General features: G+C 76.1%; 13 protein-coding genes and 1 pseudogene. 1 reads left to right on the top strand and 13 read right to left on the bottom strand.

All coding sequences use genetic code 11. The annotated features are described in order from the left end of the window. From I003_RS0103330 to I003_RS0103285, 10 genes and pseudogenes are all read right to left on the bottom strand, one after another. Positions 1-2,877 (bottom strand): ABC transporter permease, encoded by a 2,877-nt coding sequence (locus I003_RS0103330; protein ID WP_027770195.1) that lies wholly within the window; start codon positions 2,875-2,877, stop codon positions 1-3. 59 nt (positions 2,878-2,936) lie between these two features. Next, a pseudogene (locus I003_RS31400) lies at positions 2,937-6,540 on the bottom strand (ABC transporter permease). A 247-nt stretch (positions 6,541-6,787) separates the two neighbouring features. Next, complete coding sequence (locus I003_RS0103320) at positions 6,788-7,192, bottom strand: globin (RefSeq protein ID WP_027770194.1); 405 nt, start codon at positions 7,190-7,192, stop codon at positions 6,788-6,790. Positions 7,193-7,252: 60 nt separating this feature from the next. Continuing rightward, positions 7,253-8,320 carry an ABC transporter permease gene (locus I003_RS0103315; protein WP_027770193.1) on the bottom strand — a complete coding sequence of 356 codons (1,068 nt, stop codon included), beginning with the start codon at positions 8,318-8,320 and terminating at the stop codon, positions 7,253-7,255. Beyond that, complete coding sequence (locus I003_RS0103310; RefSeq protein ID WP_027770192.1) at positions 8,317-9,042, bottom strand: ABC transporter ATP-binding protein; 726 nt, start codon at positions 9,040-9,042, stop codon at positions 8,317-8,319. Before I003_RS0103310 ends, I003_RS0103315 begins: the two co-directional genes overlap by 4 nt. A gap of 105 nt (positions 9,043-9,147) precedes the next feature. Continuing rightward, positions 9,148-10,431, bottom strand: coding sequence for an ABC transporter substrate-binding protein (locus I003_RS0103305; RefSeq protein ID WP_027770191.1), 1,284 nt, complete (start codon positions 10,429-10,431; stop codon positions 9,148-9,150). A 2-nt stretch (positions 10,432-10,433) separates the two neighbouring features. Beyond that, positions 10,434-11,420 carry a hypothetical protein gene (locus I003_RS0103300; protein WP_027770190.1) on the bottom strand — a complete coding sequence of 329 codons (987 nt, stop codon included), beginning with the start codon at positions 11,418-11,420 and terminating at the stop codon, positions 10,434-10,436. Further along, positions 11,417-12,913: a VWA domain-containing protein gene (locus I003_RS0103295; protein ID WP_027770189.1), complete on the bottom strand. Its 1,497-nt coding sequence runs from the start codon at positions 12,911-12,913 to the stop codon at positions 11,417-11,419. Before I003_RS0103295 ends, I003_RS0103300 begins: the two co-directional genes overlap by 4 nt. Before the next feature lie 38 nt (positions 12,914-12,951). After that, complete coding sequence (locus I003_RS0103290) at positions 12,952-15,465, bottom strand: tetratricopeptide repeat protein (RefSeq protein WP_027770188.1); 2,514 nt, start codon at positions 15,463-15,465, stop codon at positions 12,952-12,954. Continuing rightward, positions 15,462-16,811, bottom strand: coding sequence for a trypsin-like peptidase domain-containing protein (locus I003_RS0103285; RefSeq protein WP_027770187.1), 1,350 nt, complete (start codon positions 16,809-16,811; stop codon positions 15,462-15,464). The genes I003_RS0103290 and I003_RS0103285 overlap by 4 nt, the downstream gene beginning before the upstream one ends. Before the next feature lie 89 nt (positions 16,812-16,900). Between I003_RS0103285 and I003_RS0103280 the strand changes: the two genes are divergently transcribed. Beyond that, positions 16,901-17,200 (top strand): trypco2 family protein, encoded by a 300-nt coding sequence (locus tag I003_RS0103280; RefSeq protein WP_027770186.1) that lies wholly within the window; start codon positions 16,901-16,903, stop codon positions 17,198-17,200. A 138-nt stretch (positions 17,201-17,338) separates the two neighbouring features. Here the strand turns inward: I003_RS0103280 and I003_RS0103275 are convergent, their stop codons facing one another. The 3 genes from I003_RS0103275 to I003_RS0103265 all read right to left on the bottom strand — a co-directional run bounded on the left by I003_RS0103275 (position 17,339) and on the right by I003_RS0103265 (position 21,179). Continuing rightward, positions 17,339-18,280, bottom strand: coding sequence for an FHA domain-containing protein (locus I003_RS0103275; protein ID WP_037719955.1), 942 nt, complete (start codon positions 18,278-18,280; stop codon positions 17,339-17,341). Between the two features lie 79 nt (positions 18,281-18,359). After that, on the bottom strand, positions 18,360-19,715 hold the full coding sequence (locus I003_RS0103270; RefSeq protein WP_027770184.1) for a VWA domain-containing protein: 1,356 nt from the start codon (positions 19,713-19,715) through the stop codon (positions 18,360-18,362). A gap of 120 nt (positions 19,716-19,835) precedes the next feature. Beyond that, positions 19,836-21,179, bottom strand: coding sequence for a protein phosphatase 2C domain-containing protein (locus I003_RS0103265; RefSeq protein ID WP_027770183.1), 1,344 nt, complete (start codon positions 21,177-21,179; stop codon positions 19,836-19,838). Positions 21,180-21,188 lie beyond the last annotated feature (9 nt).

Below are 21,188 nucleotides of genomic sequence, written 5' to 3'. Positions count from 1 at the left end.
TCACTCCCTCTCACCGGCACGCAGTTCCTGGACCGCCCGCCGTCTGCCGCCCCACCACGCCTGCACCAGCACCGCCGCCAGCGCCAGCCCCGGCACCGCCACCGACGGCAGCGCCAGCGCGAGCGGGTCCGCCCGCAGCTCCGCCCCGCCGGCGCCGAGCAGGTCCGGGCTCTCGTCGCCCAGCGCAAGCGCGCTCAGGTCGATGCCGGGACCCAGCAGCCGTACGGTGACCAGCCCCGCCAGCGCGCCGACCAGACCGGCCGCCACCAACTGCGGCAGCGCCTCCAGCACCAGCAGCCGCCGCCCGTGCCGCCGGCTGAACCCCATCGTGCGCAGCCGGGCCAGCAGGGCGACGCGCTCGGGGGCGGCCCGCAGCAGCGACAGCAGCACGGCGAGCAGGGCGTAGCCGGTGGCGGCGACGGCGGCCACCGCGTACAGCCGCTCCGCGCCGCGCTGGAGCTCCGAGGCGGCCAGGTCGTCCGTCACGTCGTCGCGCAGCATCAGGGTGGCGCCGGGCGCGGAGTCCCGGGCCAGGGAGCGCAGCGCGGTGCGGTCCGGGCCGCCGCCGTCGGCGGACAGCAGCAGCGTGTCGGGACGGGCCTCGGTCACCGCCTCGGTGCCGGGCAGATGCCGTGCCACGCTCTCGGCGTCCACCACGGCGAACTCGCCGCCCGTCAGTGCCGGCGTCACCTGCCGTACCGCGGCGACCTCGGCCGTGATCCGGCCCCGGGACGACTGCAGCCCCAGGGTGCCGTCGCCGATCAGGTCGGCGACGGCCGGCGAGACGAGCGCGGGCACCGCCCGGCCGCCGCCCTCGTCCCGCAGCCGGCCGGCGTCGAACGGGCCGAGGCCCAGGTCCTCGCTGAGCCGCGCGTACGCGCCGGCGTCGACCGTCAGCAGCGTGACTTCGCCGCTCAGCCCGATGACCTGGAGCCCGCTCTCGGTGCTCACCGCGGCCACGTGCCGTACGCCGTCGATCTCTTCCGCCTGCGCGGCGATCCCGCCGGGCAGCGGCGCGGCCGAGGTGAGGCGGGCGTCGCCGCCGACGGTGTGCAGCGAGGCCGTCCGGCGGGCGTCGGCCACGCCCGCGAGCACCGAGCCGCCGAACGACGCGGTGGTCAGTGCCACGAGCAGCGCCAGCAGCGGCAGGGCGGACGCCGCCGGGGCGCGCCCGGCGCGGGCCAGCGACAGGAAGCCGAGTGCCCCGCGCGCCCACGCGGCCGGGCGTGCGGCCAGCCGCAGCGGCAGCGGGTAGAGGCGTACGAACACGGCCGCGGCGACCACCCCGACGAGCACGGGCGCCGCGCTGACCAGCGCGTCGGCGCCGCCTTCCGCGCCGCCCCGGCGGCGCAGCGCCACCAGGGCGCCCACCGCCAGCGCCACCGCCGTCAGCTCCGCGACCAGCCGCTGCCGCGAGGGCCGCGCCCGGATCAGGTCGGTGCGGACCGGGGGCCGCGGCCGGCGGACGGCGGCCACCGCGAGGACCGGCAGCGCGCACAGGGCCACCGCCGCCGTCGCGCCCGCCGCGAGCAGCGCGGGCCCGTGCCGCCCGCCGGGCAGCAGCAGGGCGGCGAGGCCGTAGCCGGCCGCGGCGGCGGGCAGCACGGCCGCGGCGTTCTCGGCGAGGAGGCGGCGGGCGATGCCCCGCAGGGAGCCTCCGCGGGAGCGGAGCAGCGCCAGCTCGCCGCGGCGCCGGGAGGCCGCGAGGCCGCCGCTCATGCACAGCACCACGGTGGCGACGGCGCCGACGCCGAAGGCGGCGACGGCCACGACGGGCGTGACGGCCTCGCGTATCCCGGTGTAGCCGGCGAGCAGCCCGGTGACGCCGGTGGAGATGTCGAGCGTGCCGGTGGTCCGCCCGGCGAGCCGTTCGAAGCCGGGGCCCTCCTGGAGGGCCGACAGGGCGTCGAGCACGGCGGTGACGTTCCGGCCGCGGAGCGCACCGCCGGCCACGGGCACGTTCCAGTACGGCGAGGTGCCCCCGTCCTCGAAGGACGGGCCGAACGACTGCGTCCCGGCGAAGAGCGCGGGGCCGCTGTCGGGGTGGAGGAGGAAGGCGGCGGCCCAGTAGCGCTTCGGATCCAGCGACTCCGGCTTCTGGCGCAGTTCGGGCGTGCGCAGGAGCGGGTCGACGGACCAGTAGTCGCCGTCCGGCGCCTTCGGCTCGACGATGCCGGTGACCCGGACGACGACGGTGCCCTCGGAGCGCGGGATGTGGACGCGGGAGCCGACGCGCAGGTGCAGCTTGTCCGCGGTGGCGGCGGAGACGGCGGCCTCGAAGACGACGTCGCCGGTGTTCCCGGCCCCGAACGGCGTCGGCCCGGGCAGGTGTCCTTCGACGACCCGGGCGTGCTCCTCGACCCCGGCGCGCGCGTCGAGCTGCACCTCGGGGCGCTGCCCGCCGGTCTTCGGCAGCCACGGGTCGTCCGTGACGAGCACGGGCCCGGTCCGCACGCCGTACGAGACCTGCCCGCGCTCCGCCCGCAGCGGGTCGCGGAACTCCCGCAGCACCGGCGCCGTGAACCGCTCGACGGCCCGCCCGGTCATCGACTCGGCCTGGACCTCGAACCTCGTCTCCGGGTCCGGCTGCGCGGTCAGCGCCACGGTGCGCTCGGCGGCCGTGGCACCGTCGATCAGGCGGCGGGCCTCACGGTCCTCGTAGGTGTCGACGCCGCGCGGGAACGCGGCGGTGAGGAAGGCGGTGACGAGCACGAGCAGCGCGACCGCGACCGCACCGGCGGGTGCGGCCCGCAGCCGGGTCCGCACCCAGGGGGCGGCGCCGGGGGCCTTCGCCGCGGCGGGGGCGTCCGGGCTCTCCGCCGACTCCTGCGTCTCCGGCGGGTTCTGCGGGTCCCGCGGGTTCTGCGCGGCGGGCATGTCACCGACCTCCCGGGGTGTGCGTGGCCGGTCGGGCCGCGGCTCGTGTGGGCGGCATGTCACTCGCCTCCCAGACGCAGTGCCGTCGCCGGGTCGCCGCGGCGCAGCGCGACGAAGACGGTGATGAGGACGGGGACGACCGCGACCGCCGCCAGCAGGCCCGCCACGGACCCCGCCGGCAGCTCCACCACCACCGGCGGCACCGGCTGCGCGGCCCGGCCGGTGAGGGTGATGAGCGGGATGACGGCGCGGGCCAGCGCCCAGCCGAGCAGCGTCCCGGCGGCCAGCGCGAGCGTGATGAGCACGCTCTGCTCGGCCGCGAACGTACGCGCCAACTGCCGCTGGGGGGCGCCGAGTGCGCGCAGCACCGCGAACTCGCGGGTGCGCTCGCGTACGGACGCCGCCGCGCTGACGGCGAAGCCGAGCGCCGCCAGCACCGCCGCGGCGACGGCGGTGGCGGCGAGCGCGGCCTGCGGCCCGGCACCGAGCGGGTCGCTGCCGAGTTCGTCGGCGAGTTCGTCGCGTACGAGGACGTTGCCGGGGTCGGTGTCGGCGCGGTCGCGCAGCGCGGCGACGGTGGTGCCGGTCTCGCCGGGCCGCGTCGTCAGCCACCACTCGGAGAGCGGCAGCGTGGCCAGGCCGCGCTGGGTGAGCGCGGCGTTGGCGGTGGGCAGGTCGAGGAGCAGCGCGCCGCCGAACGTGGCGCGTGACGGCTCCGCGGTGGCGGCGGGGGAGCCGGGGCCGGTGGTCGGCAGCTCCCGCACCGCCCCGATGATCTTCACGGACAGGCTGCCGCCGGGCACGGGGACGCTGAGCGTGTCGCCGACCTTCGCGCCGGTGGATCCCAGCATCTCGTCGGTGGCCAGCGCGGTGAGCGGCGGGGTGGGGGGCGCGCGCGGCGGTGACGGTGAGGGTCACCAGGGGCGGCCCGCTCCAGGTGTCGTAGGTCTGGTCGCCGGTGTCGTAGCGCACGGAGAGCGCCGAACCGCCGGTGGTGCGCGGCCGGCCGACGACCGCGGCGGCGGTCTCCTCGGGCAGCGCCTCGGGATCGGAGACCGCGCGGCCGTGCCAGGTGAACCCGTCGGGCACGGGCACCTCGCGGACCCCGGCGTCCTCGCCGTCGCCGCCGAGGGGCCTGGCGACCTCGACGCGCTCGACGTCGAACCGCCGCTTCCCGCCGTCCTCCGGCTGCGGGTGCACGAGCCGGAGCCCGGTCAGCCGCAGCGGCCCCGCGGGCCGGCCGTCGGGGGCGCCGGAGGCGGCGGCGACGTCGGCGGTGAGGGTGTGCGTACGGCCGTCCGCGGGCAGGTCGCCGGCGGGCAGCTCGTACGCGGCCCCGTACCGGTCCCCGACGAGCAGGGTCACCGCGGCGCGCCCGCCCGCACCGGCACCGGCGCCGAGCCGGGCCACGACCCGCACCTCCCCGGGCGACCCGGGCAGTCGGAGCCCTCCGGCGCGCGCGGTCTGCTCCGCGAGGGCGGCGGGGGCTGCTGCGCCGCCGGTGCGCGGCGCGGCCGGGACCGCCCGGTCCGGCGCGGCGCGTTCGCCGTCCGGGGCGGGGGCGCGCACGGCGTGATCCGCGCGGGCGGCGGGGTGCGTCGTGCCGCCCGCGGTGTACGCGGCGGGGTCCGCGTCCGCCGAGCCCGTGGCCGGCTTCCGCCGCCCCTCCGCAGACTCCGGAGCCAGCCTGCGCAGCAGGTCCGCGCTCTCTGTGCCGGCCGCCAGGTCCGGCCGCAGGCGCAGGCCCTGCGCCGCCCGGGCGGTGTCCAGGGCCAGCACCTCCGCCGACTCGCCGCCCGAGAGGCTCATCCCCCAGCGGGCCGCCGGGGCGGCGGCGGCGACGCCCGGGACCTCCTCCAGCATGCCGCCCTGGCCCATCTCGGGAAGCCGGCTGGTCAGGACACGTACGTCCGTGCCCGCGTGGAAGTCCGCCTGGTCGCGCTGCGAGCGGTCCCACGAGGCGCCCTGGGCCAGCGCCAGCATCCCGATCGCCACCGCCAGCACCAGTAGCAGTACGGGCCCCGCGCCCCGCAGCGGGCGGCGGCTCAACTGCCAGCCGGCCAGTGCCGAGGGCAGCCCCCGGCCCGCCACCGCGCGGCGCTCCGCGAGCCGGGCGACGGGTGGCAGGAGGCGCAGGGTCAGCACCGTGCCGGCCAGCAGCGCCAGCGCGGGCGCGGCGACCAGCACCGGGTCGATGCCCAGCGTGCCGGAGCGGTCGCCGCTGAGCGCGCCGCTGCCGGAGGTCTGCCGGTCCAACTGCCAGTACGCCACGCCCGCCACCACCAGCAGCGCCCCGTCGGCGCCCGCCCGCAGCGGCGCGGGCAGCGGCCGGGCCCGTACCGTGCGGCCCGCGGACAGCACCCCGTCGCCGCCGCCGCGCAGCAGCGTCGGCGCGACGACGGCCGCCGCGCAGCCCAGCGCGCAGCCGGCGGCGACCAGCCAGGTGCCGTGGCCCGCCGCGGAGTCCGGGGTCAGCCCGGCCCGCTCCAGCGGGCCCCGCGCGGACAGCAGCCGGATCAGCGGCCCGGCGAGCAGCGGGGCGGCGATCGCGGCGGGCAGGGCGAGGAGCAGCGACTCGGCGGCGGTCAGGGCGCCGATGCGCTGCCGCGAGCCGCCGCGGGCGCGCAGCAGGTCCGTCTCACCGCGGCGCTCCGCGCCGAGCAGCCGGGCGACGAGCATCAGCGCGTACCCGGCGAGCAGCACGAGCTGCAGCGCGACGATCACCAGCGTCGACCGGCTGACGAGCAGGGCCCGTTCGGTGCCGTCGAGGAGCTGCGGCAGCCGGGTGGCGACCACCGCGCGGCCGTCGAAGACCGGCTCGTCCGCGAGCGCGCCGGACGCCTTCTTCACCGAGGCGCGCAGGGCGTCCGCGCGGCCGGCCGTCACCGTGCCGAAGTCGCCGCGCAGCACCCACGCGCCGGCGGCCTGCGCCACGCGGCCGGAGGCGAAGGAGCCCGGGTCGGCGAGGAGGGGGCCGTAGGTGGTGTAACCGCCCTGCTGGACGCCCTTGCCACGGAGTTCGTCGGCGAGCCAGTAGGGGGCGTTGCGGTCGCGGGGGCGGTAGACGCCGGTGATCTCGACGGGCAGCGGGGGGTCGTCGTCCCCGCGGCCGGCGAGGGTGAGGGTGTCGCCGGGGGCGAGGCCGAGCCGGTCCGCGGCGATCTGCGGCACGGCGACCGGCACCGCGCCGCCGCCCGGAGCACCCGGCGTGTCCGCGGAGTCCGGTGCCTCGTCCGCCGCCCCGGGCCAGCGGCCCGCGGCCAGGGCGACCTCCGAGCGCTCCAGTGCTCCCAGATGCGTCAGGTCCGGGTCCTCCCCGGCCCGCGCCGCCGGCGGCTGGAGCCGGCGCGGCAGCTCGTACGGGCCCGAGCGGTCCAGGCTCTGTACCCGTACCGGCAGCCCCGCGAAGGCGTCGTGCGCGTGCGCCTCGACCGCCTTGCCCGCCGCCGCACGGTCCGCGCCCGTCAGATACGGGACCTCCAGGGTCAGTGCCGCGTCGGCCGCCGCGTCACCCGCCAGCGTGCGGCGCAGCGCGGCGTCGCCGACGGTGCCGGAGAAGGCGGCGAGCGTGGCCAGCACCGCGGTGGTGAGCACCACGGCGAGGAGGGCGGCGGTGAGGAGCAGCCGGTGGGCGCGCGCCCGCAGCAGAACGAACCCCGTCACGCATCCCCCAGACGCCACCGTCGATTTGTCTGGATGCTGTCAGAGTGCATTCGCACGCGGTAGCGAAAGAAGGAGGAAATTGACCCGATTGTGACCGGCTGCCACCGCCGATCACGGCCGCACCCGCGCCACCGGCGCAGCGCCGGGCGGCGACGAGGACGCCGTGGAGATCGCGGGCTGACGCGCCGTCATACCCGGGGGAAGCGAACTCCCGCGGCCTGCTCCGGCACGGCCGACCCGGCGGCGGTCAGCCGGGGGTGTTGACCATCGAGGCCGCCGCGTACACCAGGTAGTCCCAGAGCTGCTTCTCCTGCGCCGGGGGCAGCTTCAGCTCGTCCACCGCCGTACGCATGTGGCGCAGCCAGGCGTCGTGTGCCGCGCGGTCCACCGCGAACGGCGCGTGCCGCATGCGCAGCCGCGGATGGCCGCGTTCCTCGCTGTACGTGCGCGGGCCGCCCCAGTACTGCATGAGGAAAAGCGTCAGCCGCTCCTCCGCCGGGCCGAGGTCCTCCTCGGGGTACATCGGGCGCAGCAGCGGATCCTCCGCCACGCCCTCGTAGAACCGGCGGACGAGGCGGCGGAACGTCTCTTCGCCGCCCACCTGCTCGTAGAACGTCCCCGGCGGCGGCGGTCCCACTGGAATCTCCTTCATCCTCTCCATCGTCTCATCCCGCCCGGCCGAGGACCGAAGTCGTAGGACCCCGGCCGCCGGCTACGCGGCGTCCCAGCGGAACAGCCGGTGCGCCAGCGCCGTGAACACCGCCGCCGTCAGCAGCAGCAGGCCCATCGCCGGCAACGCGTCCGACCAGCTCCCGCCGCGCGTGAGCACGTCCTGCGTCGCCTGCACCAGGTGCTTCAGCGGCAGCGCCTCGGAGACCGTCCGCACCCACGGCGGGGCCTCGTCGAGCGGGAAGAACGATCCGGACAGGAAGGCCATCGGCAGCACCACGATCTGCGCCAGCCCGTTCGCGGCGTCCTCGGTCTTCGCCCACGCGCCGATCGCGAAGCCGATCGACATGAACGCCAGGCTGCCGCAGGCCATCAGCGGGATCACCAGCCACCAGTCGCCGGTCAGCTTCAGCCCGTAATACGGCACCGTGGCCACCAGCAGGAAGACGGCGGTCTGGCCGAAGGCCAGCAGCATGTTGACCCCCAGGCGGGCGGAGATCACCGGGCCGGCGCGCACCGGCGCCAGCCACAGCCGGCGCAGGATGCGCTTCTTGCGCCAGTTGACCAGCCCGAGTGAGGCGCTGAACACCCCGCCCATCGCCACCGCCCAGCCCAGCAGCCCGGGGGTGAAGTACTGGATGGCCTGCAGCGATTCGTCCTCGACCTGCCCGCCGGTGAGCGTGTACGCGGGCTCCTGCCCGGTCGCCGCGATGCTGGCCTGGTCCACCACGGACCGCAGCACCCCGGCCACGCTGCCCGCCTGCACCGGGTCGGCGGCCGAGACGCGCATCTGCACCCTGCCGCCGGGCTCCTCCCACACGGCGGCGTCGGCATCGCCGTCGCGCACCTTCCTGAGCGCCCCGGCCCGGTCCCCGGACTTCTCGATCTCCAGCACGTCGTCGAGGCCGGCCCGCGCCTTCGCCGGCATGTCGTCGAAGACCTCGACGGCCCCGACCTGCACCACGGTGGCGCGCGAGATGCCCGCGTCCTTGAAGAGCACGCCGAACAGGGCCAGGAACATCAGCGGGAAGATCAGGATGAAGAACACCGAGGCGCGGTCGCGCAGCAGCCCCAGCGCCATGGCCTTCGACAGGCTGACGAACGGCTTCACTCGCGGTACTCCCGCCCGGTCAACTGCAGGAACACGTCCTCCAGCGAGTCCACGTCCAGCTCCGCGGCCAGCTCGGCGGGCGCACCGACGCGCAGGATACGGCCCGCGTCCATCACCGCGACGCGGTCGCAGAGCACCTCGGCCTCGTCCATGTAGTGCGTGGTCAGCACCACCGTGCGGCCCGCGTCGTTGATGCCGCGCAGCAGGTCCCACAGGTTGCGCCGGGCCTGCGGGTCGAGGCCGGTGGTGGGCTCGTCGAGGAAGACCAGTTCGGGGTCGTGGACGAGCGCGCAGGCGATCGACAGCCGCTGCGCCTGGCCGCCGGAGAGCTTGTCCTCGCGGGTACCGGCCTTCTCGGTGAGGCCGACCTCGGCGAGCATCGCGTCGGCCCGCTCGTCGCCGATGCCGTAGAGGGAGGCGAAGGTGCGGATCTGCTCGCGGGCGGTCAGCTTCTCGAAGAACGCCGACGCCTGGAGCTGGACGCCCACGCGCCGCAGCAGCGCCGGGTTGCGCGGCCAGGACGGCTCGCCGAGCAGCACCGCGCTGCCCTCGTCGGGGCGGCGCAGGCCCTCGACCATCTCCAGGGTGGTGGTCTTGCCGGCGCCGTTCGGCCCCAGCAGCCCGAAGAACTCGCCCTCGCGGACCTCGAAGCTCACGCCGTCGACCGCGCACACGTCGCCGTAGCGTTTGCGCAGGCCGGTGACGGATATCGAGGCGGTCATGGGGCCGACCCTAACCGCGCAGCGGCGGTTCCGGGAGAGGCGGGGGTGCCGTTCGTGCAGTTCGCGGCCGGTACGGGAGAGCGGAGGGGGCGGGTACGGGAAGGGTCAGCCGCAGACTCCCGTCATCCACGGTCGCCGCTTCTCGAACTCCTGCACCCGCTGGATGTCGTGCAGCCACGGCAGCGGATCAAGGCCGTCCGCGGCGAGGTACTGCAGCGCGGCGTCCCAGAACGCGTCGCGCACCGCGGGCGGCATCACGTCGGAGGCGTCCAGACAGCGCGGCAGCGCGGTGTCCTCCAGATCGCGGACGATCCGGAGCGTCACCGGATCGTCCGGACCCGACATGCTCGTGCCGCCCCGGGCCGCGTTGGCGCTGAAGACCGGCGACTTCGAGATCCCGGCCCAGGCCCGCTGACCCTCCTCGGAAGCGAGGAACCGCAGCACCTCCCGGGCCTTGGCCCGGTCGTCGAAGAGCGCCGCGAAGTCCCCGCTCACCTCGCGCCCGCGCGGCACCGTCGCACCCGGCAGGTACGGGGTCGAGGGCGTGTAGTCCGCGCGGCCGGCCGCGTCCCCGTACAGGTCGCGGGCGAACGAGCCCTGGTGCTCGGCCACGCACCGTTCGTCGGTCTCCGCCCGTCCGCCGAACAGCAGCCCGTCCTCGCCGGCGGCACCCCGGTAGTCGTTGAGCAGCGCCCAGCGCGGAGGGCCGGCCCCGCCCGCCTTCATCAGCGTGCCCCAGGCCGTCCATGCCCGGACGACGGCGTCCGCCGTCCACTCCAGTTCGCCGCGCGCCCAGCGCGCGTACGTCCGCGGCCCGGCGGTCTGGAGCAGCAGGTCCTCGATCCAGTCGCTGCCGGGCCAGCCCGCGGCGCCGTCGTCGCCCATGCCCACGCACCACTCCCCGGCCGCGACGGACTCCGGCCTGCCGCTGGCCGCCCGGTACCAGACGATGCTCTTCAGCGCCGCGCGCACCGGCACCCAGTACACGCGCCTGCCGGACACCCCGGTGGCCCGCGGAGTCCACGGCGCCCCGTAGTGCGCGGGCTCGTACAGCCCCCGGCCGTCGAGGGGTTCCAGCCGGCCCTCGGCGGCGTACTCCGCCAGCTCGCCCGTGCCCGGCATGATCACGATGTCGGGCGGGGTGCCGGCCAGCACCTGGGAGAGCAGCACCTCGCGCTGGGCGGCGGTGCCCTGGTAGACGTAGTCGAAGCCCTTGCTGTCCAGCAGCTCCTCGAAGGTGTCCTCCTGAGTGCCGGTCCACGGCCCGAGCACCGTGACCGGGCGGTCCGCCGCCTCGTCGACGGGCGGCTGGCCGCCGACGCAGCCGGCGAGCAGGGCGGCGAGAGCGGTCGTCACGAGGGCCCGGCGCAGCCGGGGCGTCCGGGGCACGGTCAGTCCCTTCCGTAGTCGGCGTAGAGGCGCCGGAGCAGTCCGCCGGCGGCGCAGAGGACGGCGAGCCCGCAGCCCGCCGCCAGCCACGGCATCGCGCGGGCGGCCGTCGAGGTGGACGCGATGGTGTCGCGGACGGTGGCGGCGCCGGCGACGATACGGTCCCGGTCGTCGGTGCGGTCGAGGTGCACCAGGGCGGCGCGGACGGTGTCCAGCTTGTCCTGGGTGTCGTCGGTCGCCGCGAGCGGCACCGCGGCGAGGACGCCGATGAGCACGAGGGCCACGGCCAGCCAGCCGCTGAACAGCCGCCCGCACTGCCGCCACAGCACCCGCCAGGCCAGCCCCACCACCAGCGCCAGCACCAGCAGCGCCGCCACGGCGACGATCCAGCCCGCCTTCTCCGCGGCGCTCACGTCCGTCTGGTCCCGGACGTGCGCGAGCTGGTGCTTCTGGAGTTCGGCGAGCCGCGGCAGGATGCCGGTGAGGTCCCGGTACAGCACGGTCCGGGCCTCGCGCAGGTTCTGCTCCCGCATGAGCCGGTTCTCCGGCCCCCGGGCGTGCTCCGCCTCGGCTATGGCCTCCTGGTACGAGTTGTGGAGCACGTTCATCACCTCGACGGCCCGGCGCCCGCGGTCGCCGTCGATCTGCCGGTCGGACAGCCGCGACAGCGCCTGGCGGGCGGCGCCGCTCTGCTGCCGGTAGCGCTCGCCGGGCCCCACCGTGTCCATGAGCCCGTCCACGTACGAGCGGTGCGCCTGCGTGTCCGCCTCCTTCAGCGCCGTGCGGAACGCCACCGCGTCCTGCACCGCGAGCACCGAGCGCGCCTGCAGTTCCGCGGGCACCCGGTGCACCCCGTCGTACGACACGAGCAGCGCGGTGCCGCCGACCACGCCGAGCACCAGGATCGCCGTCAGATGGCGCAGCAGCCGGTACTTGACGGTCTGCGGGAACAGCAGCGCGCCGGCGAGCCGCAGCAGCCGCGCTCTCACCGCGGTCTCCCGCCGGCCGGCAGCCGGGTGCCGCAGGCGACGCAGAAGACGGCCGCGGCGGTGGAGTGCCGGGTGCAGGCCGGGTCGGGGCAGGGGACGGCCGCCGCCGGCGCGGCCGGGGGGAGGTCCAGCGGCCGGTGCTGCCCGCGCGACAGCCGGCTGCGCAGCAGCCCCGTCCGGTCGACGGTGGCGCCGGTCCGGACCCGCACGACGCCGTTGCGCGCGTCGAGCACCTCGGCGACGCGGTTCAGGTCGTGGTCGAGGAAGTCCAGGTCCTGCAGTGCGTACGCGAGCCGTGCCGCCTCGCCGAGCGCCGCCTCCGCGGCGCGCAGGTCGCGGCGGGAGACGGCGGTGCATCCCGCGTTGAAGACGTCGGCCAGCCGGTCGCGCAGCCGGTACGCCGTGCTGGGGCCGCCGGCCCGTACCCCGGCCAGCGTCCCGTAGGGGCCCGCGGCGGAGTACGACCAGCGCACCCGTACCGTCGCCGCGGCCCGCTCCGGCAGCGCGGCGAGCCCCGGGCACAGCGCGATCCGGGCCAGCAGCAGGTCGGTGTCGAGCGGGTCCGCGTCCCGGCCGGAAGCCGGATCGCCGCCCGGGCGGGCCTCGACCGACAGGATGTAGCGGCGGACGCCGGCGTCCCACAGCCGGGTGGTGAAGACGTGCCGCCACGGGTCCGCCCCCGCCTGCGGCCGGTCAGGCCGCAGCTCCCGGCTGACCGGGGCGGCCTCGCGGAAGGACCGCAGCGTCACACCGGTGCGCAGCCACACCTCGATCGGCACCGCCGCCATGCGGGCCGACCGCAGCCGGCCGGTGATCTCCGCGAGCCGGGCGTCGAGCCGCCCGGCGTCCTCCGCCAGCTCGGCCGTGCCGTGCAGCCTGCTCGCGATACGGGTCGGCAGCACCGGCTCCCAGTCGCCGCCGACGCCGATGACGTCGCACGTCAGCACGTCGGTGCAGGCGCCGATCGCGTCGTCGAGGCGGCCGTCGTCGTGTCCGTGGCCGTCAGTGATCATGAGCAGGTGAGCGATCTGGCGCGGCTCGCGGGCGAGATGGGCGCGGGCGGCGTCGAGCCACGCCGCGTAGCCGCCGGTACCGCGGCCCGCGGCCTCCGCGCCCTCGGCGGGCAGCAGCCGCTCGGCCTCGAAGATCGCTGTGCCCCGGTTGCCGTCGTTCGCGTACGCCCAGACTTCGCGGTCGTCGTACGGATAGCGGATCTGCGGCTCGCCGCCGCCGTGCAGCACGGCGTACGCCATGCCGTCGGGCACCGCCCTGATCGCCGCGGCCACCGCCTCGCGGGTCTCCGTCAGCCGCCCCGGCGCGAAGTCCAGGGCCACGATGACGCCGGTGTCCGCGGGGGCCGGGGCCGGTCCGCCCGCGGACTCCGCGGTGACCTCCACGGTGGTGTCGACGGTGTGCACGGCCACGTCGGCGCGCAGCCGGTGCCGCGCCTCCGCGGCGTCCGCGAACGCGACGCCGAACCGCAGCGTGTCCATCGGGTTCGCCTCCAGTCGGCGGGTCGGGCGGTGTGCGCTCAGGCGAGGGTGGGCGGGCGGACCGCGTGGTGCAGCTCGACGAGCTTGGCGCGGTCGCCGTCCCGGCGCTGCCGGGAGAGCTTCCGGTAGCAGGCCGCGAGCAGCAGCCGGATGCCCCACTCGGGAGAGTCGGGGCGCGCGGCCCGGCGGGCCGGCAGGACGCGGGGCAGGGGGCGCTCCCCGGCGCGGGGGTGGTACGTGTCGCCGAAGAGCTCGCCGAAGGAGAAGCCGGTCGCGTCGTCCGTGCCGTCCGTGTCGTGCGCGTCATGCGTGCCGTCCGCGTCGTCCGCGCCGGGTCCCGTGACCAGGTCCAGCGCCCACTCCAGCAGCTCCGCCTCCAGCAACAGCCCGTGCTCCGGCCCCAGATGACGTGGCGCGTTCTTCTTCTTCCTCGCCGCGTCGGCCAGCCTGTGCCGGGCCCTGCCGATGTCCCGCAGCGTCGGCAGCGCCGGGTCGCACTGCCTGAGCCGCGCGGCCTCCACCCGCACGCTCGCGATCCACGCGGCGTCGTAGTCGGGGGAGTCCTCCGGGATCTTCCGCAGCGCCTGCACCGCGTCCGCCCGGCTGCCGCGGGCGAGCGCCAGCCGGGCCAGGCCGAAGGCGCCGTTGCCCTGCATGCGGTTGCGTGACCAGACGGCGCGGTAGTGGTCGGCGGCGATCCGGTGCAGCTCCTCCGGTGTCCGCCCGGACGCCGCGCGCGCGCCGGCGCCCGCCAGCCGCTCGGCGCAGTAGCCGAGCGCCAGCTTCGGTGCGTACTCGCCGGGCAGCCTCCGGTAGACCGCCTCGAAGTGGCCGTACGCCCTGTCCAGCGCCACCACTTCGGGTGACTTCTCGTGGGCCGCGTCCCCCTCACCCCCGGGGGTGGTGTCCGCGGCGGCCCCGTCTGCGGCGGCCCCGTCCGCGGCGTTCTGCGCGCGTACCAGGTCGAGCAGTCCTTCGTACCACTCCGTCTGCCAGGCCCGGTGCGGGCTGTCGGCCAGGATCCGCCGCGCCTCGGCCAGCTCCTCCTCCGCCTTCGTCAGGTCGGGCGCCGTCGTCTTCCGCAGGTGCAGCCGCACGTTGTGGAAGCAGATCTCCGCGGACCGCTCGTCCGGCTGCTGCAGCTCGCGGTCCGGGTCGTACGTCGACAGCCGGAACAGGCTGCGCTGCTCGTCCGACGGATGCGGGCCCGGTACCGGCAGCGCCAGCGCCACGTCGCCCGCCTTCGGCGGCCCGGCGTCCAGCGGCTCCGACACCGGCCGCGCGCGCCGCCGGGGCGTCGTGCGCGCCAGCCAGCGGTCGATCGACGGCAGCGTGCCGAGCCCGCCGTCGAGCAGCCGGCGGGTCGGCTCGAACAGGGTGGACGGCTCCGGCCGGTCCTGCTTGGTGCGCAGCGCCCGGATCTCCCGCAGCACACCGCGCAGTTGCTCGCTCATCTCGGCGGCGGAGGCGAACCTGTCGTCCGGCTGCACCGCCGTGGCGCACTCCACCGCGTACCGGAAGGAGGTGATGCCCGTGCCGGGAATGTCGCCGGTGGCGGCGAAGCGGGCCAGTTCCTGGAGCGTACGGCCGACGGTGTGCAGGTCATGTGCGACGGTCGGCCCGGTGCGGTCGACCTCGGGGGCGGCGAAGCCCTCGGTGACTGCGGGCGCGGTGCGCTCGCCGATGCGCCGGACGCCGCCGAGGTCGATGACCTTCAGGCCGTTCCGGTAGTGGATGACGTTGGACGGCTTCATGTCGCAGTACGCCAGGGGCCCGATGGGCTCCTGGCGCCGGTGCAGGTGGCCGAGCGCGTCGAGGATCCGGCAGCCGTAGGTGAGAACCTCTTCGATGTCGAGCCGGCGCTTACCGCGCCGCACTTCCCTGATGATCTGCTCCAGGGTGTTGCTGCCGACGTACTCCATGACGATGTAGTTCATCGGCTGCTCCCCGCCTCCGCGTTCCTCACGCAGGTAGTCGAGGATCCGCACGATGTCCGGGTGGTCGAGGGCGATGAGGTAGCGGCGTTCGCTCTCGGCCAGCTCGGCCAGTCGCTCGTCGTGCCGGTTCAGCAGCTCCTTGACCGCCACGGGGGTGTCGTCCAGGCGGGTGTTGGCGGCCAGGTGGACCCAGCCCTGGCCGCCGTGGGCCAGGCAGCCGCGCACCCGGTACTGTCCGAGCACGTCGCCCTCGCGCAGCCGCGGCACGAACGAGTAACGGTGCCCGCACGCCGGGCAGTGGCCCTCGTTGGGCACCGGCGGCTCCACCAGCGGGGGCGCCAGCGCGGCGCCGCACGCCTTGTTGCCGCAGCGCCTGCCGTACGCCAGCGGCGCGTTCTCCGAGAGCACGGAGTTGTCCGCGTCCTTCGCCGGCAGCTCCGGCAACTCCAGCGGCCTCGCCGGGCCGCCGTCCGGCACGGGCAGCCGCGGCCCGTCGCGGTGCCGGCCGCAGCGCGTGCAGTAGCCGCCGGGCAGCAGCTCACCGGCGCAGTCCGCGCCGGAGAACCTCCGGTGGGGGCAGCGGACCGGTGCGCCGGCCGGGTCCGCGCCGGTCATGAGGAGCCCTCCAGGCGCGCGATGTCCGCGTGCAGCCGGGTGGTCAGGTCGCGCAGCTCCCGGACCGGGTGGCGGGCGCAGTCGTACGGGGTGAGCGCGGCCCTGCGGGAGGGGGCCACCCGCGGGATCGGCCGGCCGCGCTCCAGGGCCGTCACCCTGTCGACCAGCCGGCGGGCGTAGCGGCGCAGTGCCGGGCACTCCACCCGCCGCTCCGCCTCCTCAAGGAACCCGGCGCCGGGACGGCGCAGTACGACCAGCAGCCGGACGCCCAGCCGCACCAGTTGCGCCAGCACGCCGAGGGCCGCCGACGGCTCGCGCGCGCGGTCGGCGCCGGCCACGGCGACCCTCACCGGGAGGGCGAGCCGGCGGCCGGAGTCGCGCAGGGCGGGCAGCGGGCCGGTGCCGCACAGCCAGGCGGTGCAGTCGGTGCCGTACGGCTCCGGCAGCCGCAGCCGCTCGCCGAGCGCGTACGCGAGGTCGCCGGCGGTGCTCCCGGCGGCGTCCAGGGCGAGATCGACACGGTCGAGACCGGCGGTGAAGGCGAGGTCGTGCGCGGAGCCCCCGGGGGCGGTGACGACCAGCACCGGCGGCCCGGAGCCCGTGGCCCAGTCGGCCAGTCGCGCGGCGAGACCGGCGTCGATCCTCGTGCCGGGGTGGTGCGGCACGGGGGTCGACAGCGCGGGGTCATGCGGCGCCGGCCCGTCGAGCAGGCGGTCCACCTCCGGCAGCAGCTCGGCGATCCGGTACAGCGGGATCATGTGCCCGTGCCGCTTCTCGAACTGCGGCACCTGCCCGTCGTCGTAGAACCGGCTGACGACCATGCCCAGGATCTCCGGCGGCGGCTCCGGCGAGATCCGCTCCAACTGGGCGACGGCGACCCCCGCGCCGCTGAAGCCCGCTTCGAGGACCATCGCCGGGTTCTCCGGGGTGAGCTGCCACCAGGCGCCGTACGGGCCGTCGACCTCGGCCCGTACCCACAACCCCTCGTCCCCCCTCTCGGGGAAGCCGCCGATACGCACCTTCGCGCCGGTGTAGTGCAGGTTGCGGCGCAGCGGCGCCGGGCGGACCCCCGCGCGGGGCGGGTCGAGTGAGAGCAGTGCCACGTCCCCGTCGGCCGGCTCCGCGCCGCAGGGTTTGACGCAGCCGGGCAGCGGGCGGGCGCGGCTGGGCGCGACGGTGCCCCGGTAGTCGACGTAGTCGGCGGTCAGCGTGCCGTCGGCGCGCTCCAGGGTGTGCGCCGTGGTCAGGGCCCGGTCCGGCGCGATGAGGATGCCCGCGCCCAGGATCCTGCCGCCGGCGCGCAGCCGCAGCCGCCAGCCGTGGCCCTCCGCAGCCCGAACCCCCATACCCGCTGACGATAACGCTCCCGGCGGACCTCCCTCTACACTCTGGCGCGGCTCCATGACACACAGTCATGGGAGAAAGGGGGTCGCCGATGGCCCACGGGGCGCGGGGCGACGAGTTGGTGGGGCTGGCGGACGCGATCGCCGAGGTGCGGCGGGAGCTGGCCGAGGCGGAGCGGGAGGGGGAGCGGAGCGACTGGCGCTTCCGGGTGGAGCGGGTGAGCCTGGAGTTCGCCGTGGAACTGCACCGCACGGGCGAGGGGAGGCTGTCGCTGCGGCTCGGGGTGGTGGAGGGGGGCGCCGGCGGGTCCGCGACCCGGGTGGGTACGCACCGGGTACAGCTCGATCTGGTGCCGCACGGCGCGGCGGGCGACCGGCCGGTCAGCCGCTGAGGGTGCCTCGTCGTCGAGGCGGGGTGGTGCGGGGCCTGCGGTGACGTACGGGATGGGGTCCGTACGACATCGCTTCGGCGGTCCGGCTCGGAACGATTCTGCACCGGGCCGTCCGGGTCGTGCAGGGTGAACGGGCGGCTAGCCCCGCTCGATGCGGATCGTCGTCCACGCGCCGACGTGCACCCGGTCGCCCTCCTTGAGCGGCACCGGGACGAAGGGCTGGATCGGGTCGGCCGCGCCGTTGACGGTCGTGCCGTTGGTGCTGTTCTGGTCGACGACCGCCCAGCCGCCCTCCGGCTGCTCGACGAGCATCGCGTGCTTGTGCGAGACGCCCGGGTCCTCCGGGGGTCTGGCGAGGTCGATGTCCGGCACCTCGCCCGTCGACTGGCGCTTGCGGCCGATCGCGATCTGCGGGCCGACCAGCGGCACCTTCTGCTCCGGCGAGTACGCCGGGAGGTTCAGCCCCTGGGCCTCGGGCCCGCTGCGCGACATCATCGCCGCGAAGTACTCCCGGTCCGGCGCCACGACCGCCACCCAGCCCACCGGCTGCTGCGGCGGCCCCTGGCCGGGGAACTGCTGCCCGTGCTGCGGCGGCGGCTGCGCCGAACTGGGCGGCGTGATCACGAAGTCGCCGCCCCTGCGCGGGTCCGGCTGCGCCGGCGGCGCCTGCGGGGCCACGCCGGGACCCGGGCCGGGCGGCGGGGGCGGAGGCGGCGGTGCCTGCGCCGCACCGGTGTCCGGCCCGAGCGGCTCGGGGCCTCGGTGGACCTGCGAGGGGCCCGACGGCTGGTACGTCAGCCCCTGCGGGTGCTGCGGGTGCTGCGGGTGAAAGCCCTGAGAGAACCCGGCGGCCGTCGCCGGGGGCACGTACGGCTGGGCGCTCTGGGTGACGAAGTTGTACCGGCACTCCTCGCAGAACTGCGCCTGCCCCTCCCGGGGCGTGCCGCACGACGGGCAGGGCTCCGCGGCCTGGGTGGGCTCGCCGGCGGGGGGACCGGGGTAGCCGTAGCCCCCCGGGCCCGGCGGCGGGACCTGGGCGGCCGGCGGCGGGACGGCGCCCGGCATGCGGATGCCGCACACCTCGCACCAGTCCTCGGCTCCTGACGGGTGACCGTTCGGGCAGGTCGCCATCTCGGTGGATCCCCCTGTCTCACTCTCGTCATTTCTTGACGCGGACGGTCTTCGTCGACCGTGTCTCCAGTGTCATTTCGTCGGCCTCCGCGACCTTGGCCTTCAGACGCACAGTACCGCTCGCCGCGTCCACCACGTCCACCACCTTCGACAGTAGCTTTGCGGTGTCCGCGTTTCCGGAGGCGCTCGCCAACTGGACGGCGCGCCCCAGTTTGGCCGTGGCGCCGTCCATGTCACCGGCCTTGCGGTCCTCCAGTCCCTGCTGGATGACGTGGGCGAGTTCGGCCTGTCCGGTGTAGTGCGCGACCTGGGCGTTGATACGGGTGGAGGCCGCCATGTCGTCCGTCCACACGGCCCGGATCAGGCCCTGGGAGAGGGTCTGCGCGCTGCCGTCGGGCCGCGGCAGGATCAGCGAGACGCGGGCGGCGAGCATCTCCTGGCCGATCGAGGCGGGGGGCACCTCGACGCAGACGTGGTAGTCGCGGGACTCGTCGCCCCACGAGCCGGTGGGGTAGTCGCCGGCGCGCGGGCCGGCTTCCGTACGCCGCTCGGTCAGCTCCTCGACCGTGGGTGCCACCTGCTTGACGAACTTTATGGTCGAGCCCTGCGGCGTCCACAGCCGCAGTGCCACGTCCGCGACCTCCTTGCCCATCGCGGTCTCCATCATCTGCGTGAAGTCCGCGGCGAGACCGGCCGGGTCGGCGACGATGTCGGCGGTGCCGAGCAGCGCGGAGGCGATGCCGGTGACCTCCTTGACCTCCCAGTCCGTGCCGACGCCGCGGGCGTCGCAGGTGAAGCGGCCGGCGCAGGCGTCCAGGGCGGCCCGCAGGTCCTCCGGCGACTCGTGCTCGTTGCGGCCGTCGGTGAGCAGGATGCCGTGGCGAATCGCCACCTCGGCGGAGCCGAGGAGCTTGTCCGCGAGCCGCAGCCAGGTGCCGATCGCCGTACCGCCGCCGGCGCTCAGCTTGCGCAGCGCCTCCTTGGCCTCGGTACGGGTCGAGGCGTCGGCGACCGCGAGCCGGCCGCCGCCGGGATAGACCTCGCGCGCCACGTGGGTGCCGGCGACGACGGCGAAGGCGACGCCGTCGCGTACCGTCTCGATCGCGGCGGCGGTGGCGTCCCGGGCATTGCGCATCTTGGTGGGGGGATAGTCCATCGAGCCCGAGCAGTCGACCATGATCACGACGCCCGCGTCCGGGCCTCCGGAGCCGAAACTCGTGCGCGCGGGATCGGCGGCGGGCAGGGGCATGCCGCCCGTCGTGCCGCCGCCCGTGGAGGCGACGGTCACGATCGCGTTCACTTCCCGGCCGCCCTCGGGCAGATACTCGTTCTGGTAGACCTCGACCGAGAACTCCGGCGCGTTCGACTTCGAGAAGTTGGCCATCTCGTCCCCTCCCACTGATGGTGCTGGAACCGTGTAGACAATTCACCGGGCAAGAGAGGCTGACAACGTGACGCGCGCCGCCCCCCGTGGCGGATCACTCCCGCTCGCGACCCCCCTTTGTCACGAAGGGCCTGCCCCGCCCGCCGGGCCGGGGAACGGGAGCACCGCCACTGTTACGTTGTCGTGGCCCCCGCCGTCCAGCGCGTGGCCGACAAGTACCTGCGCCGCGTGCAGCGGCCGGGTCGCGGCGTCCGGCGGCACCGCGGCCGCCAGTTCCGCCGCCGCCTCCGCGTAGTTCCACAGCCCGTCGGTGCACACGATCACCACACCGGGACCGTCCGGCTTGAACGAGGCCGTGTGCGGGTCGAGTTCGTGCGCGTCCGCGCCCAGCCAGCCGGTGATCGCGTGCGCACGCTCGTCCGCGTACGCGTCGGCCTCGGACATCAGCCCGGCGGCGACCATCTGCGCCGCCCACGAGTCGTCCTCGGTGAGCCGGGCCGACGGCGCGGCGCGGTCGTCCGGCACCCAGTACGCGCGCGAGTCGCCGATCCAGCCGACGGTCAGGATGCCGCCCGCGATCACCGCGCTGACGATCGTGCAGGCCGGCGCGTTCTGGTGGCTCAGTGGCGAGTGCTGTGCGGCCAGTTCGTTGACCGCGCCGGCGGCGGCGAGCACCGCCTCGTGCATCGCCTGCTGCGGGTGCAGCCCGCGGCCCAGCGCGGCCTGCAAAGACGCGCCGGCCCTTCCGCTGGCGGCGGCGGACGCCTCGTCCGGGCGGCTGGCGGAGGACACGCCGTCGCAGACGACGGCGACGGTCGCCGGGGCGCCGTTGGGCAGGGACGCCTCGGCGATGGCGAAGTAGTCCTCGTTGCGGTGGTGGCGCAGACCCCGGTCGCTGACCGCGGCGACGCCCTCCCTCTCGTGCTCCATGTGGTCGCGTTCGCGCGGCTGCGCATGGCCGCAGCGCTCGCAGTAGCCGTCGGTGTCGATCGCGCCCGTACGGCAGGCGATGCAGCGCCGTCCGGACGGCGCGGGACCGGCGGCGGGCGGCTCGGCGGCCGGGCCGTCGGGAGCCGCCGTGCCCAGCACCGCGCGCGGATCGGCGCCCTGCGGCGCGGCCGGCTCGGCGAGACGGTAGTGCTCCGGGTCCTCCTCGGGCGCGTCGAGCAGGAACTCACCGGAGTCCCCGCCGGTCTCCGTCCCGGCCGCGGGGCCCGCGATGCGGTAGCTGCCGGTGCGCTGCGCCTCCGCCGGGGCGGCCTGCCCGGCGGGCGGTGCACCCGCGGCGGCGGGCGCGGCGCCGTTGGGGTTGGCCGCGGGCTCCGCGGCCTTCGGCGCGGGTGCGGCCGGCGCGGGTGCGGCGAGATCCGCGCCGCACGCCCCGCAGAACAGGTCACCCGCCTCCAGCGGCTCCTCGCACGAGGGGCACGCGCTCAGTTGGGATACGGGAGGTGTGTTCGCCATGGGCTTTCC

The organism is Streptomyces sp. CNQ329, assembly GCF_000482585.1.
Note: the sequence above shows the minus strand (reverse complement) of the source record. Positions and strands in the feature narration are given on the sequence as shown.